A 15,824-nucleotide genomic window follows, 5' to 3' on the forward strand; every position below is an offset into this window, starting at 1 on the left:
CTGGATTAACGCTTGTTGACAAGTGTCGAAGTGTGCGGCCCCCCGCTCCGATGAGCACTCCTGTCACCCCCGCACCCGCTGAGCACGTCTTACGCGCCCGGAATCGCGCGTCGGCCGCACCGTGCGTGTCACGCGCGGGACATCTTCCGGTTACGTGTGGGGGGTGTCGCCGGGTGGGGCGGGCGGTGCAGAATCTACGCGCGTTGTTCCCGCACCGGGAGCAGACGGGAACGAGGAGACGACAGATGGCGCTCAACCGCAGGGACTTCATCAACCGCTCGGCCGCCACGGGGGCGGGCGTGGCGCTCGCGGGCACCGCCGGGGCGGTCGTGGGGGCGAGCCCCGCGGAGGCCGCCGACCGGCACCACGGACACGGCCACGGGAAGCCCAAGACGTTCAGCCTGCGGGTGCTGGGCACCACCGACCTGCACGGACACGCCCTGAACTGGGACTACTTCACGAACGCCGAGTACGACGACGCGACCCACAACGACATCGGCCTCGCCAAGGTCTCCACCCTCGTCGCGCACGCCCGCGCCGAGAAGGGCCACGACCGCACGCTGCTGATCGACGCGGGCGACATCATCCAGGGCACGCAGCTCTCGTACTACTACGCGCGGGTCGAGCCGATCACCGGCGCCCGCCGCGGCCCCAAGCACCCGATGGCGCTGGCCATGAACCACATGAAGTACGACGCGGCGGCGCTGGGCAACCACGAGTTCAACTACGGCATCCCGCTGCTGCGCGCCTTCCAGGACCAGTGCGACTTCCCGCTGCTCGCCGCCAACGCGGTGGACGCCAAGACCCTCAAGCCCGCCTTCCCGCCCTACCTGGTCAAGGAGATCCGCGTCCAGGGCGGCCCCCCGGTCAAGGTCGGCATCCTCGGCCTGACCAACCCCGGCATCGCCATCTGGGACAAGGCCAACGTGCAGGGCAAGATGGCCTTCCCCGGCCTGGTCGAGCAGGCGAAGATCTACGTGCCCAAGCTCCGCGCCCTCGGCTGCGACGTGGTGATCTGCACCGACCACTCCGGCCTGGACGGCAGCACCTCCTACGGCGACGCGATCCCGTACCCGGAGAACGCCTCCTCGCTGGTGGCCCAGCAGGTGCCCGGCATCGACGCGATCCTGGTCGGCCACACCCACGTCGAGCGCCCGCAGACGCTCGTCGTCAACGAGAAGACCGGCAAGACCGTCGTGCTGTCCGAGCCCCTGATGTGGGGCATGCGGCTGAGCGTCTTCGACATCGACCTGGAGTTCAGCCGCGGCCGGTGGGAGGTCACCTCCGTCAAGGCCGAGGTGCGCAACGCCAACACCGTCGCCGAGGACCCGGTCGTCGCCAAGCTGGTGCGCGACGAGCACAACAAGGTCGTCGCGTACGTCAACCAGATCATCGGCACCTGCACCGCGACGATGTCCGCGGCCGAGTCCACGTACAAGGACACGCCGATCATCGACTTCCTCAACCTGGTGCAGGCCGACACGGTGAAGGCGGCGCTCGCCGGTACCGCGTACGCCGACCTGCCGGTGCTCTCCGAGGCGTCGCCGTTCTCCCGCACCGCCGCGATCCCGGCGGGGCAGGTCTCGCTGCGCGACGTGGCGGGGCTGTACGTCTACGAGAACACCCTGGACGCCAAGCTGCTCACCGGCGCCCAGGTCAAGGACTACCTGGAGTGGTCGGCGGCGTACTACGCGCAGACCGCGCCGGACGCGCCCGTCGACGTCACCAAGATCACCAACGCCAACAACACCCCCGACTACAGCTACGACATCCTCAGCGGCGTGTCGTACGACATCGACATCGCGCAGCCGGTCGGCTCCCGGATCGTCAACCTCACGCACGGCGGCGCGCCGGTCGACCCGGCCGCGCGGTTCGTGCTCGCGGTCAACAACTACCGCTCCGGCGGCGGCAGCAACTACCCGCACGTGGCCACCGCCCAGTCGGTGTGGTCCAACTCGGACGAGATCCGCAACACGATCATCGCCTGGGTGCAGGCGCACGGCACGATCGACCCGACGACGTTCGGCGGCGACGAGTGGCGCCTCACCCGCGCCGGAGTGCCGCTGTTCGCGTAGGGACGTCACTGGCGGCGGCGCCGTCGAGACCGAAGGTGGTGAAGGCCGTCCTGGCCGGCAGCGGGTAGTGCTCCGCGCCGGTCAGGAGGCCGGTCAGGTCGTTGAGGATGACCGCGGAGCGCCAGGCCGCCAGGCCCAGGTCGGGCGCGCCGATCCCGTGGCTGTGCCGCTCCGCGTTCTGCACGTAGATCCGGCCGGTGACCGCCCGGTCCAGCTCCAGCCGGTGCCGCGCGTCGATCCGCGGCCGGTTGGCGGAGTCCCGCTTCAGGTACGGGTCGAGCGGCGCGAGCAACTGGTCGAGCGGGCGCTCCCGGTAGCCGGTCGCCAGCACCACCGCGTCGGTCATCAGCCGGGTACGGGTGCCCTGTTCGACGTGTTCCAGGTGCAGTTCGATGCTCTGGGTGCCGATCCGGCCCGCGGTCCGCACGGTGACGCCGGGCGTCAGCACCGCGTCCGGCCAGCCGCCGTCGAGCGTACGGCGGTACAGCTCGTCGTGGATCGCGGTGATCGTGGCGTCGTCGATGCCCTTGTGCAACTGCCACTGCCGCGGCACCAGTCGGTCGCGCACCGGCTCCGGCAGACCGTGGAAGTACCGCGTGTAGTCCGGGGTGAAGTGTTCGAGGCCCAGTTTGCTGTACTCCATCGGCGCGAAGGCGGGCGTACGCGCCAGCCACGTCAGCCGCTCCCGGCCGGCGGGACGCGCCCGCAGCAGGTCGAGGAAGATCTCGGCGCCGGACTGTCCGGAGCCGACGACGGTGATGTGCTCGGCGTCCAGCAGCCGTTCGCGCTGCTTGACGTAGTCCGCGGAGTGCACGACGGGTACGGTCGGCGCCTGCGCGAGCGGGCGCAGGGGCTCCGGTACGTAAGGGGCCGTGCCGATCCCCACCACCAGGTGCCGGGCGTACGTGCGGCCCAGCGCCTCGGCCTCGCCGTGCTCGTCCAGGTGCGTGTGGTCGACCTCGAAGTGGCCGCGCTCCGCGTTCCAGCGCACGGCGTCGACCTGCTGCCCGAAGTGCGTACTGGGCAGTCCTTCGGCGGCCCACCGGCAGTAGGCGTCGTATTCGGCGCGGTGCACATGGAAGCGCTCGGCGAAGTAGAAGGGGAACAGCCGCTCGCGGGTCTTGAGCCAGCTCAGGAAGGACCAGCGGCTCGCGGGGTCCGCGAGGGTCACCAGGTCGGCCAGGAAGGGGACTTGGAGGGTGGCGCCGTCGATCAGCAGACCGGGGTGCCACTGGAAGGAGGACCGCTGGTCGTAGAAGGCGGCGGTGAGGTCGGGCACGCCGTCGGCGAGGGCGGCGAGCGAGAGGTTGAACGGGCCGATGCCGATGCCGAGCAGGTCGAAGGGGGGCGGCTGCGATTCGGCGGGGGGCGCGGCGGGGGCCGGGGCGCGGTCGGGTCCTTGCGCCTGTGCGGGAACCGTCGTCGGGTGGGGGACCGGCGCGGGGGCCGGGGCGCCGGCTGGTCGCGCCGTTCCGCGGGCCTCGTGCGAGGCGTCGTCGTGCGAGGGCGTCATCGGGGGGTGGTGCCTTCCGTGGTCAGGGGAGGTGTCGGGTGCGGCAAGCGGGCCTCGGGTGCCGGTGGCTCGGCGGACTCGGCGGGCGCAGCGGGCTCCGTGGGCGCAGTGGGCTCCGGGGGCGCAGCGGGCTCCGGGGGCTCGGCGGCCAGGGCGACGAGCGCGTCGAGGTCCGCCGCGGTGAGGTACGGGTTCAGCAGCGTCGCCTTGAGCCACAGCCGCCCGCCGACGTGGGCGCGGCCCAGCACCGCCCGGCCGTCGTACAGCAGGCGGCGGCGCAGCGCGGCGATCGCCTCGTCGGTGGCGCCGCGCGGCCGGAACAGCACGGTGCTGATGGCGGGGTGCGCGTACAGCGTCAGGTCCGGGTGGCGTTCGATCCGCTCCGCCAGCTCACGGGCCGACGCGCAGACGGCGTCGACCAGCTGCCCCATCCCCTCGCGGCCGAGCGCCCGCAGGGTGACGGCGATCTTCAGGACGTCGGGGCGGCGGCTGGTGCGCAGCGAACGGCCCAGCAGGTCGGGCAGCCCGGCCTCGGTGTCGTCGGCCGCGTTCAGATAGTCGGCGCGGTGGTCGAGCGGGTGCAATGCGGCGGCATCGGGTACGACCAGCAGGCCCGCGGCGACCGGCTGCCAGCCGAGCTTGTGCAGGTCGACGGTGACCGAGACGGCCTGGTCGAGGCCCGCGAGCTTGGCCGCTTCGCGGTCGCTGAACAGCAACGGGCCGCCGTACGCGGCGTCCACGTGCAACTCGGCGTCGTGCCGGGCGGCGGCGGCTGCCAGCGCGGGCAGCGCGTCGATCGCACCGGTGTCCGTGGTGCCCGCGGTCGCGACCAGCAGCACGTGCGGCGCGAGGCCGCGCAGGACGGACTCCACGGCCGCCGGGTCCAGTACGCCGCCGGGTGTGGCGAGCACCACCGGACGGGGCAGGCCGAGCAGCCAGGTCGCGCGGGCCACGCTGTGGTGCGCGTTCGACCCGCACACCACCTGCACCGGGCGGCGGCCCGCACGCGCCGCACGCTCCCTGGCCAGCAGCAGCGCGAGCTGGTTCGACTCCGTGCCGCCGGTCGTGACCAGCGCGTCGGGAGCGTCGTGGCCGGGGTACACCAGGGCCGCCAGTGCCGCCGTGACGCGGGCCTCCAACGCCGTGGCGGCGGGGGCCTGGTCCCAGGAGTCCATGGACGGGTTCAGTACGGACGCGGCGAAGTCGGCCGCCGCGGCCATGGCCAGGGGCGGGCAGTGCAGATGCGCGACGCAGCCCGGTTCCGCCGGGTCGGCGGCGCCCTCCGCGACGGCGCGCACCAGTGTGCGCAGGGCTTCTTCCGCTCCGGTGCCGGTGCGGGGCAGCGGCGGGCCCGTCCGGGCCAGCCGCGCCGCCACCGCGGCGGGGCCGCCGCTGGGCAGGGGGCCGCCGCGGGTCGCCGCGCCTTCCGCGAGGGCCGCGCGGGTCGTTTCGAGCAACGGCCCGAGTTCTGCGGGTCCTTGGCGGCCCCCGGCCAGTTGTGGCTTCGCCATGAGTCGTTGCCGCCTGTCGTCGCCGGTACCTCTCCGTACTCAACGACGCCGAACGCCAAGGGGTATCGCCCCCCGTACCTTCGCCCTGCGCAGGCCCCTGTTTCCAGCCGCGCCCCCCGTGCGCCCACCTGGCGCAGGCCGCTGCTCTCGGGGGCGCCCCCCCGGCGTCCACCTTGCGCAGGACGGTGCTCTCAGGGGCGCCCCCCCGCGTCCACCTTGCGTAGGGCCTGCTTTTAGGGGCGCGGGGAACTGCGCGACCAGCCCCCACCGGGCTTTCAGCCCGAAAACAACCGCAACTGCCCCGCTGGGGCCGGTTTTCACCCGCGCCACCGCGCAAGCTGAGCGCGCAGTTCCTCCCCCAGCTAACGCTGGGAGGTGCCCCCAGCGCCCCTAAAAGACCGGCTCACCGCCCCAGGCAAAGCAACCGTCCTGGCGCGCGAGGCCGCGCAGTTCCCCGCGCCCCAAAAAAGACCGGCGTGCCGCCTAGCGCAAGGGAACCGCCCTGGGGCGCGAGGCCGCGCAGTTCCTCCCCCAGCTAACGCTGGGAGGTGCCCCCAGCGCCCCTAAAAGACCGGCGTGCCGCCTAGCGCAAGGGAACCGTCCTGGGGCGCGGGGCCGCGCGGGGCCCCGCGCCCCAGATCGGCCCACCGGGCCCGGTGAAGGAGCCGTCTTGGGGGCTGGGCTACCAGGTGGACCTGATGCGCGCGGCACGCGAGAGGTCGTCGAGGCGGTCGGTGAGGGCACGGCGAAGAGCGGGGATGAGGGTCGGGTCGGAGAGAGCGGTGCGGCCGAGTTCGAGGGCGGATTCGGTGACGACCTCCGAGGGGAAGCCGTAGCGGCTGATGGCCTCGGCGATGGCCGCGCCCCGACGGCCGGTGACGGCGATGGCGTCGGGGTAGAAGCGCGGGACGAACGGGCTGAGCAGGGCGTCCTGTTCGGGGTGCCAGAAGCCCTGGGCGGTGGCCGCGAAGAGGTAGTTGGACAGGGTGTCGTCGTGGAACATCGACGCCCAGGCGGCCTCCTTGGCCGCCTCGTCCGGCAGGGCGGCCCGGCAGCGGGCGGCGCCCTCACGGCCGGTGCCGCTGGGGTCGCGGGCCAGCTCGGCGTCGATGTCGGCGGCGGTGGCGTGCCCGAGGACGGCGAGCCGCAGCAGCGCCTTCCAGCGCAGCTCGGCGTCGAGGTCCGCGGCGCCGGGAATCTTGCCGTCGTCGTACCACTCGCGCAGTACGGCCGCCTCGCCCGCGGTGACGGCGCTGTCGATGAGGGTGCGGGTGGCGGTGAGCCGGACCCCGGGGCCGCCGTCGGCGAGCAGCGCCCGGCTGGTGGCGGCGAGCTTGCCGAGGGCGTCGGGGCGCAGCGCCGGGTCGAGGTAGCGGTCGGCGACCTGCGTACGCGCGAAGGTGAGGACCGCCTCGACCAGCGCCGGGTCGGTCTCGGCGGGCAACTGCCGTGCGACCAGGGCCAGATAGTCGCGCGGGGCGATCTTCGCGTCGCGTACGAGATCGCGGGCCGCGCACCAGGTGACGGCCCGGCTGAGCGGTTCGGGCAGTCCGCTGAGCGTCTCCTCCAGCGTCTCCCAGGTGTGTTCGTCGAAGCGGACCTTGGCGAAGGAGAGGTCGCCGTCGTTGAGCAGCACCACATCGGGCCTGGCGCCGGGCAGTTCGTGCGCGCTGACGGCGGCGTTCGCGTCGATGTCGACGGTGAGCCGGTCGCGCGGCACGAGCCGCGCGGGGTCGTCGGCGGCCCGGTCGTACAGGCCGACGGCGATCCGGTGCGGGCGGTCTCCGCTGTGGCTGATCTCCAGCCGCCAGCCGCTGTCGGAGGTGGCCACGGTGGCGGGCGTGAGCGTGTCGACGCCGCTGGTGCGCAGCCAGGCGGCGGCCCAGCCGGGCACGTCGCGTTCGGTGGCGCCGGCCAGCGAGTCGATGAAGTCGGCGAGGTTGGCGTTGCCGAAGCGGTGCCGGGCGAAGTGCTCGTTGATCCCGGCGAGGAAGTCCTCCTGGCCGAGCCAGGCCACGAGTTGGCGCAGCGCGGAGGCGCCCTTGGCGTACGAGATGCCGTCGAAGTTGTTGAGCGCGGAGGCGGTGTCGGGCACGGCCTCGGGGTCGGGGGCCACCGGGTGGGTGGAGGGCCGCTGGTCGGCGTCGGTGCCCCACGCCTTGCGGGCGACGGCGAAGTCGGTCCAGGTGCCGGTGAAGTCGGTGGCCTCGGACAGGACTTGGAAGCCCATGTATTCGGCGAAGGACTCGTTCAGCCAGATGTCGTCCCACCAGCGCAGCGTCACCAGGTCGCCGAACCACATGTGCGCCATCTCGTGCGCGATGACGACGGCCCGGAACTGCGCCTCGGTGGGCGTGAAGGCCGAGCGGAAGACGAACTCGTCGCGGAAGGTGACCAGTCCGGGGTTCTCCATCGCGCCCGCGTTGAACTCGGGGACGAACGCCTGGTCGTAGGAGTCGAAGGGGTACGGCTCCGCGAACAGTTCGTGGTAGCGGTCGAAGCAGCGGCGGGTGATGTCGAACAGCTCGTCGGCGTCCCGGTCCAGGTGCGGGGCGAGCGAGCGGCGGCAGTGCAGGCCGAAGGGCAGCCCGGCGTGCTCGGTGCGTACCGAGTGCCAGGGTCCCGCGGCGACGGCGAGCAGATACGTGGAGATCGGCGGGGTCGCGGCCATCGTCCAGCGCCCGTCGCCCGCGGGCGTCCGGCCGGTACGGGTGGTGAGCGCGTTGCCGAGAACCGTCCACTGCGGCGGCGCGGTCACCGTGACCTCGAACACGGCCTTGAGGTCCGGCTGGTCGAAGGCGGCGGCGACGCGCTGCACGTCTTCCATGAAGAGCTGGGTGTAGACGTACGTCTCCCCGTCGGCGGGGTCGGTGAAGCGGTGCATGCCCTCGCCGGTGTGCGAGTACCGCATGTCGGCCTCGACCCGCAGTTCGTGGTCCCCGGCGGCGAGGCCGGGCAGCGGGAGGCGGTTGTCGTCCAGCGTGGCCGGGTCGAGTTCCGTGCCGTCGAGCACGACGCGGCGCAGTGCGGCGGGCTTGAGTTCCGCGAAGGTGTCGCAGGCGCGGTCGGCGGTGAAGGCGATCACCGAGGTCGAGCCGAAGACGTCCTCCCCTCGGGTGAGATCGAGGTCGATCGCGTAGTGGCGGACGGTCAGATCGCTGGCGCGGGTCTCGGCCTCGGCGCGGGTCAGAGCAGGCATGTCGCACATGCTGCCGCACGTCGGCGGCTCCGTCACCTGGTACCCCCGCGAGGCCGCCGCCGCGGGACGCCGAGGCCGCCGATGGCGGCGACAACGGCGCGGGCCGACGCGTAGGCTCGGTGGGTACGGGGAGGTGTTCATGGCCGAGCAGGCTGGACCCAGCGCGTCGTCGACGGCCGGTGGCGGGGCCATCGTGCACGGTTTCCCGCACATCGACACGGTGCGGTCCGCGCTCACCGCGCTCTACCGGCGGCTGTCCGGCGACGGGGTGGCCAGATTCGCCACCAGCGTCCATCCCGAACTGGTGGACTTCCCCGCGGACGAGGACCTGTATCTGGGCGCGCAGCGGGTGGCGCGGGTCATGGTGCAGCACTTCCGGCTGCCGGACGCCCGGATGGTCGTGAGCTTCCGCGACATGGTGCACGCGGGCAATGTGGAGCTGGCCGCGGGGCCCGAGTACTTCATCGAGCTGCACTCGCGGTTCAGGACCGACCGGCGCGATGTCGGGGCGGCGCTCGCCCACGAGGTCATGCACGTCTACCTGCACCGGCTCGGTCTGGAGTTCCCCGGCACCCGGGACAACGAGATTCTGACCGACACCGCCACCGCGTATCTGGGCGCGGGCTGGCTGCTGCTGGACGCGTACCGCGAGGAGGCCGCGATCCGCGGCGAGCGGCTGATGATGTCGGCGTACAAGCTCGGCTATCTCACGCCGGAGGAGTTCGGCTACGTGCTGGCCAAGCGCGCGGCGGCCTTCGGCGACGACATCGAGCCGTGGTTCCGCAGCGCCCAGGCCCGCGACGCCTACCGCGCGGGGCTGGCCCGCGCCCAGCAGGACGTGCGCCGCGCTCCCCTGGCCGCGTCGGGCTGGGCGGCCCGACGCCGGTACGCCAAGGACCGCCGCGCGCTGGCCTCCGGCCCGGACTACACGTTCGAGGCCGCGCCCTCGGGCACGGTACGGGTCTCCTTCCCGTGCCCCACCTGCTTCCAGCGCATCCGCGTCCCCTGCCGGGGGCGTCTGCGCGCCCGGTGCGCCCTGTGCAAGACGGAGCTGGACGTCGACACGTGACCCTGCCGGGGGCGCGCTGTTCGCACGGCGGCTTCGTGCCCCAAAGAACGCGGCACCGCCCCGCCGCGAGGGGAAAAGCACAACGCCCGCCTCCTTGGTCGGGGAGTGGCGGGCGCTGCGGTGTTGCGCGCTCCGCACGCCATTGTGCGGAGCGGGGTGGGACAGTCGGGACCGTCCGGACGCGACGTCAGACCATGAGGGGCCGGTCGGTCGGGCGGATGGGGGCGTGCAGGGCCGAGGCCAGGCCGGTGAGGTAGGAGTCGACGGCCTTCGCGGCGGAGCGGCCCTCGGCGATGGCCCAGACGATGAGCGACTGGCCGCGCCCGGCGTCACCGGCGACGAAGACACCGTCGACGTTGGTCGCGTAGGAGGCGTCGCGGGCGATGTTGCCGCGGGCGTCCAGCGCGAGACCGAGCTGGTCGACCAGGCCGTTGGACTGGTCGGTGCCGGTGAAGCCCATCGCGAGGGTGACCAGCTCGGCGGGGATGACCCGCTCGGTGCCCTCCTGCGGGACGAACTTCCCGTCCTGGAAGGCCACCTCGACCAGGTGCAGCGCCTTGACGTTGCCGTTCTCGTCGCCCTCGAACTTCATGGTGTTGACGGCGTAGACCCGCTCGCCGCCCTCCTCGTGCGCCGAGGTCACCTTGTAGACGGCGGGCATCGTCGGCCACGGCTGGCCCGCGGGCCGGTCGTCGGACGGCCGCGGCATGATCTCGAGCTGGGTGACCGAGGCCGCGCCCTGCCGGTGGGCGGTGCCGACGCAGTCCGCGCCGGTGTCGCCGCCGCCGATGACGACGACGTGCTTGCCCTGCGCGGTGATCGGCGGGGAGACGAAGTCGCCCTCCTGCACCTTGTTGGCCAGCGGGAGGTACTCCATCGCGAAGTGGATGCCGCCCAGCTCACGGCCGGGTGCGGGCAGGTCGCGGGAGACGGTCGCGCCGGCCGCGATGACCACCGCGTCGTACCGCTTGGCGAGCTTGGCCGCGTCGAGGTCGACGCCGATCTGCACTCCGGTGCGGAATTTGGTGCCCTCGGCGCGCATCTGCTCGATGCGCCGGTTGATGTGCCGCTTCTCCATCTTGAACTCGGGGATGCCGTAGCGCAGCAGTCCGCCGATCCGGTCGGCGCGCTCGTAGACCGCGACGGTGTGCCCGGCGCGGGTGAGCTGCTGGGCGGCGGCCAGGCCCGCGGGGCCCGAGCCGATCACGGCGACGGTCTTGCCGGACAGCCGGTCCGGCGGCTGCGGGGTGACGTCGCCGTTGTCCCACGCCTTGTCGATGATGGTGACTTCGACGTTCTTGATGGTGACGGCGGGCTGGTTGATGCCCAGCACGCAGGCCGACTCGCACGGCGCGGGGCACAGCCGCCCGGTGAACTCCGGGAAGTTGTTGGTGGCGTGCAGCCGCTCGCTGGCCTCGGTCCAGTCCTCGCGGTAGGCGTAGTCGTTCCACTCGGGGATCAGATTCCCCAGCGGACAGCCGTTGTGACAGAACGGGATGCCGCAGTCCATGCAGCGTCCGGCCTGCTTGCTGATGATCGGCAGCAGGCCGCCGGGGACGTAGACCTCTTTCCAGTCCTGCCGGCGCTCCTCGACCGGGCGGGTCGGAGCGGTCTCACGCGGGGTGGTGAGGAAGCCCTTGGGGTCAGCCATTTGCCGCCTCCATCATCTTCGCGGTGGTCTCGGACTCGGAGAGTCCGGCCTGCTCGGCGGCGTTCTTGGCGGCGAGCACTGCCTTGTAGTCCCTCGGCATGACCTTGCCGAAGCGGGTGAGGGCGCCGCCCCAGTCGGCGAGCAGCCGCTCGGCGACGGTGGAGCCGGTCTCCTCGAAGTGGCGGCGCACGACATCGTGCAGCCACGTGATGTCGCCCGCGTCCAGCGACTCGACGCCGACCATCCCGAAGTTGACGGCGCCGGGGTCGAGGTCGAGGACGTAGGCGATGCCGCCGGACATACCGGCCGCGAAGTTGCGCCCGGTGGCGCCGAGGACGACGGCCCGGCCGCCGGTCATGTACTCGCAGCCGTGGTCGCCGACGCCTTCGGAGACGACGGTCGCGCCGGAGTTGCGGACGCAGAACCGCTCGCCGGTACGGCCGCGCAGGAACAGCTCGCCGCTGGTCGCGCCGTACGCGATGGTGTTGCCCGCGATGGTGGAGTACTCGGCGAGGTGGTCGGCACCGCGGTCGGGGCGGACGATGACCCGGCCGCCGGACAGGCCCTTGCCGACGTAGTCGTTGGCGTCGCCTTCGAGCCGCAGGGTGACGCCCCGGGGCAGGAACGCGCCGAAGGACTGGCCGGCGGAGCCGGTGAAGGTGACGTCGATGGTGTCGTCGGGCAGGCCCGCGCCGCCGTACTTCTTGGTCACCTCGTGGCCGAGCATGGTGCCGACCGTGCGGTTGACGTTGCGGATCGGCACCTGCGCGCGGACCGGGGCGCCGGACTCCAGCGCCTCGGCGGCGAGCCGGATCAGCTCGTTGTCCAGGGCGCGGTCCAGGCCGTGGTCCTGCTCGACGGTACGGTGCAGCACCGCGCCCTCGGGCAGCTCCGGCACGTACAGCAGCGGGGCGAGGTCGAGGCCCTGCGCCTTCCAGTGCTCCACGGCGTGGTCGGCGTCGATCAGCTCGGCGTGGCCGACGGCTTCCTCGATGGAGCGAAAGCCCAGCTCGGCGAGGATCTCGCGGACCTCCTCCGCGATGAACTCGAAGAAGTTCACGACGAATTCGGGCTTGCCGGTGAAGCGGTCGCGCAGCACCGGGTTCTGGGTGGCGACGCCGACCGGACAGGTGTCGAGGTGGCAGACGCGCATCATGACGCAGCCGGAGACCACCAGCGGCGCGGTCGCGAAGCCGAACTCCTCGGCCCCGAGGAGCGCGGCGATGACGACGTCCCGGCCGGTCTTGAGCTGGCCGTCGGTCTGCACGACGATACGGTCCCGCAAGCCGTTGAGCAGCAGCGTCTGCTGGGTCTCGGCCAGGCCCAGCTCCCAGGGGCCGCCCGCGTGCTTGAGCGAGGTGAGCGGCGAGGCGCCCGTACCGCCGTCGTGTCCCGAGATCAGGACGACGTCCGCGTGGGCCTTGGACACACCGGCCGCGACGGTGCCGACGCCGACCTCGGAGACCAGCTTGACGTGAACGCGCGCCTTGGGGTTGGCGTTCTTCAGGTCGTGGATGAGCTGGGCGAGGTCCTCGATGGAGTAGATGTCGTGGTGCGGCGGCGGCGAGATCAGGCCGACGCCCGCGGTGGAGTGCCGGGTGCCGGCGATCCACGGGTAGACCTTGTGGCCGGGGAGCTGACCGCCCTCGCCGGGCTTGGCGCCCTGGGCCATCTTGATCTGGATGTCGTCGGCGTTGACCAGGTACTCCGACGTCACGCCGAAGCGGCCGGAGGCGACCTGCTTGATGGCGCTGCGCCGGGCCGGGTCGTACAGCCGGTCGGCGTCCTCGCCGCCCTCACCGGTGTTGGACTTGCCGCCGAGCTGGTTCATGGCGATGGCCAGCGTCTCGTGCGCCTCGCGCGAGATCGAGCCGTACGACATGGCGCCGGTGGAGAAGCGCTTGACGATCTCGGAGACCGGCTCGACCTCGTCGATCGGGACCGGGCCGCGGTCGTTCTTCAGCCCGAACAGGCCGCGCAGCGTCATCAGCCGCTCGGACTGCTCGTTCACCCGCTGCGTGTACTGCTTGAAGATGTCGTAGCGCCGGGTGCGGGTGGCGTGCTGGAGCCGGAAGACGGTGTCGGGGTCGAACAGGTGCGGTTCGCCCTCGCGGCGCCACTGGTACTCGCCGCCGATGTCGAGCCTGCGGTGCGCGGCGGCGATGCCGGACAGCGGGTACGCCTTGGCGTGCCGGGCGGCGACCTCCTGCGCGACGACGTCGATGCCCGCGCCGCCGATCTTGGTGTCGGTGCCGTGGAAGTAGCTGTCGACGAAGTCGGACTCCAGGCCGACCGCCTCGAAGACCTGCGCGCCGCGGTAGGAGGCGACGGTGGAGATGCCCATCTTGGACATGACCTTCAGCACGCCCTTGCCGAGCGCCTTGATCAGGTTCTTCAGCGCGGTCTCGACCTCCACGCCGGGCAGGAAGGTGCCCGCCCTGACCAGGTCCTCGACGGACTCCATGGCCAGGTAGGGGTTGACGGCCGCGGCGCCGTAGCCGATGAGCAGCGCCACGTGGTGCACCTCGCGCACGTCGCCCGCCTCGACGAGGAGGCCGACCTGGGTGCGCTGCTTGGTGCGGATCAGGTGGTGGTGCACGGCGGAGGTGAGCAGCAGCGACGGGATCGGCGCGTGCTCGGCGTCGGAGTGCCGGTCGGAGAGCACGATCAGGCGGGCGCCGTCCTCTATGGCGGCGTCGGCCTCGGCGCAGATCTCGGCGAGCCGGGCGGCCAGTGCCTGGCCGCCGCCGGTGACCCGGTAGAGGCCGGACAGGGTGGCGCCCTTGAGCCCGGGCAGGTCGCCGTCGGCGTTGACGTGGATGAGCTTGGCCAGCTCGTCGTTGTCGATCACCGGGAACGGCAGGGTGATGTTGCGACAGGAGGCCGGGCTGGGCTCCAGCAGGTTGCCCGACGGGCCGATGGTGGAGATCAGCGAGGTGACCAGTTCCTCGCGGATGGCGTCCAGCGGCGGGTTGGTGACCTGCGCGAAGAGCTGGGTGAAGTAGTCGAAGAGCAGCCGGGGGCGCTCGGAGAGCGCCGCGATCGGCGAGTCGGTGCCCATCGAGCCGAGCGGTTCGCCGCCGGTCCTGGCCATCGGCGCGAGGATGATCCGCAGCTCTTCCTCGGTGTAGCCGAAGGTCTGCTGGCGGCGGGTGACCGAGGCGTGGGTGTGCACGATGTGCTCGCGCTCGGGCAGGTCGGAGAGGTTGATCAGCCCGGCTTCCAGCCAGTCGGCGTACGGGTTCTCCGCGGCGATGCCCGCCTTGATCTCGTCGTCCTCGACGATCCGGTGCTGGACGGTGTCGACCAGGAACATCCGGCCGGGCTGGAGGCGGCCCTTGCGGGTCACCTTCTCCGGGGCGATGTCCAGGACGCCGGACTCGGAGGCGAGCACGACCAGGCCGTCGTCGGTGACCCAGTAGCGGCCGGGGCGCAGTCCGTTGCGGTCCAGGACCGCGCCGACGACGGAGCCGTCGGTGAAGGTGACGCAGGCCGGGCCGTCCCAGGGCTCCATCAGCGTGGAGTGGTACTGGTAGAAGGCGTGCCGCGCCGGGTCCATCGACTCGTGGTTCTCCCACGCCTCGGGGATCATCATCAGCACGCTGTGCGGCAGCGACCGGCCGCCGAGGTGCAGCAGTTCCAGCACCTCGTCGAAGGACGCGGTGTCGGAGGCGCCGGGCGTACAGATCGGGAAGATCCGCTCCAGGTCGCCGCCCTGGCCGCCGCCCGCCGGGCCGAAGAGGTCGCTGGCGAGCTGCGACTCGCGGGCCCGCATCCAGTTCCTGTTGCCCTTGACGGTGTTGATCTCACCGTTGTGCGCGACGAAGCGGTACGGGTGGGCGAGCGGCCAGCTCGGGAAGGTGTTGGTGGAGAAGCGCGAGTGGACCAGCGCGATGGCGGTGGCGAACCGCGGGTCGGACAGGTCGGGGAAGAACGGTTCGAGCTGCCCCGTGGTCAGCATGCCCTTGTACACGATCGTGCGTGCGGACAGCGACGGGAAGTACACGTCGGCCTCGCGCTCGGCGCGCTTGCGCAGGACGAAGGCGGGCCGGTCGAGGTCGATGCCGGAGGCGGCGCCGGCGCTGTCGGCGACGAAGAGCTGCGAGAAGTACGGCATCGTCGAGCGGGAGGTGGTGCCCAGCAGTTCGGGGGCGACCGGGACCTCGCGCCAGCCGAGTACGGTCAGGCCCTCTTCCGCGGCGATCCGCTCGATGGCGTCGACGGCCTTGGCGCGGTCCTCGGTCTCGACCGGGAGGAAGGCGAGGCCGACCGCGTAGTGGCCCTGGTCGGGCAGCGCGAAGCCGGCGGCCTCGCGCAGGAAGGCGTCCGGGATCTGGAGGAGGATGCCCGCGCCGTCACCCGAGTCGGGCTCGGCGCCGGTGGCACCACGATGCTCCAGATTGCGCAGAACGGTCAGCGCCTGCTCCACGAGCCCATGGCTCGCCTCGCCGGTGAGGGTGGCCACGAAACCGACGCCACAGGCGTCGTGCTCGTTGCGGGGGTCGTACATCCCCTGCGGGGCGGGGCGCCCGTCCATGAACGCGGAACGCGAACGCATGGCTCTCCCGTCGTCGTCTTTGGCTTGTATGCATTGCCTGTTCCCAGGCATGCGCAACAGGGACGACGTTGGCCCTCTGCGATTTCGTGCAGGTTACATGATGGACGAGTGTTCGAGAAGCGGATACTCAGTTCCAGCATGTGGACATGATGAGGGGTGGAGCGAACAGATCAGGCCAGCGCCGTGTCGGAGGTTTTCCGGCCGGGTCCAGCGCGCCACCGGGCCGCTTTCTGCCGGTGCGCCACCGG

General features: G+C 72.0%; 7 protein-coding genes. 2 read left to right on the forward strand and 5 right to left on the reverse strand.

What is annotated here, in order from left to right; genetic code table 11:
• Positions 1-245 precede the first annotated feature (245 nt).
• The gene (locus ACFY9V_RS05940; RefSeq protein WP_391044044.1) at positions 246-2,075 is read left to right on the forward strand and encodes a 5'-nucleotidase C-terminal domain-containing protein; all 1,830 of its coding nucleotides are present in this window, start codon (positions 246-248) and stop codon (positions 2,073-2,075) included.
• Here the strand turns inward: ACFY9V_RS05940 and ACFY9V_RS05945 are convergent.
• The 3 genes from ACFY9V_RS05945 to pepN all read right to left on the reverse strand — a co-directional run bounded on the left by ACFY9V_RS05945 (position 2,044) and on the right by pepN (position 8,298).
• The gene (locus tag ACFY9V_RS05945) at positions 2,044-3,588 is read right to left on the reverse strand and encodes a SidA/IucD/PvdA family monooxygenase (protein ID WP_355333978.1); all 1,545 of its coding nucleotides are present in this window, start codon (positions 3,586-3,588) and stop codon (positions 2,044-2,046) included. The two genes, ACFY9V_RS05940 and ACFY9V_RS05945, sit on opposite strands and share 32 nt — an antisense overlap.
• The gene (locus ACFY9V_RS05950; RefSeq protein ID WP_391159717.1) at positions 3,585-5,099 is read right to left on the reverse strand and encodes an aminotransferase class V-fold PLP-dependent enzyme; all 1,515 of its coding nucleotides are present in this window, start codon (positions 5,097-5,099) and stop codon (positions 3,585-3,587) included. Before ACFY9V_RS05950 ends, ACFY9V_RS05945 begins: the two co-directional genes overlap by 4 nt.
• Before the next feature lie 682 nt (positions 5,100-5,781).
• Positions 5,782-8,298, reverse strand: coding sequence for an aminopeptidase N (gene pepN, locus ACFY9V_RS05955; RefSeq protein WP_391159719.1), 2,517 nt, complete (start codon positions 8,296-8,298; stop codon positions 5,782-5,784).
• Between the two features lie 139 nt (positions 8,299-8,437).
• Here pepN and ACFY9V_RS05960 point away from each other — a divergent pair, with 139 nt between their 5' ends.
• On the forward strand, positions 8,438-9,367 hold the full coding sequence (locus tag ACFY9V_RS05960) for a hypothetical protein (protein WP_355333984.1): 930 nt from the start codon (positions 8,438-8,440) through the stop codon (positions 9,365-9,367).
• Positions 9,368-9,554: 187 nt separating this feature from the next.
• Here the strand turns inward: ACFY9V_RS05960 and ACFY9V_RS05965 are convergent, their stop codons facing one another.
• Both ACFY9V_RS05965 and gltB read right to left on the reverse strand, forming a co-directional pair.
• Positions 9,555-11,018 (reverse strand): glutamate synthase subunit beta, encoded by a 1,464-nt coding sequence (locus tag ACFY9V_RS05965; RefSeq protein ID WP_355333986.1) that lies wholly within the window; start codon positions 11,016-11,018, stop codon positions 9,555-9,557.
• Positions 11,011-15,576, reverse strand: coding sequence for a glutamate synthase large subunit (gene gltB / locus ACFY9V_RS05970; RefSeq protein WP_355333988.1), 4,566 nt, complete (start codon positions 15,574-15,576; stop codon positions 11,011-11,013). The genes ACFY9V_RS05965 and gltB overlap by 8 nt, the downstream gene beginning before the upstream one ends.
• Positions 15,577-15,824: the final 248 nt, after the last annotated feature.

Origin of the sequence: Streptomyces sp. NPDC008317 (assembly GCF_042955955.1) — a bacterium.
Taxonomy (GTDB): domain Bacteria; phylum Actinomycetota; class Actinomycetes; order Streptomycetales; family Streptomycetaceae; genus Actinacidiphila.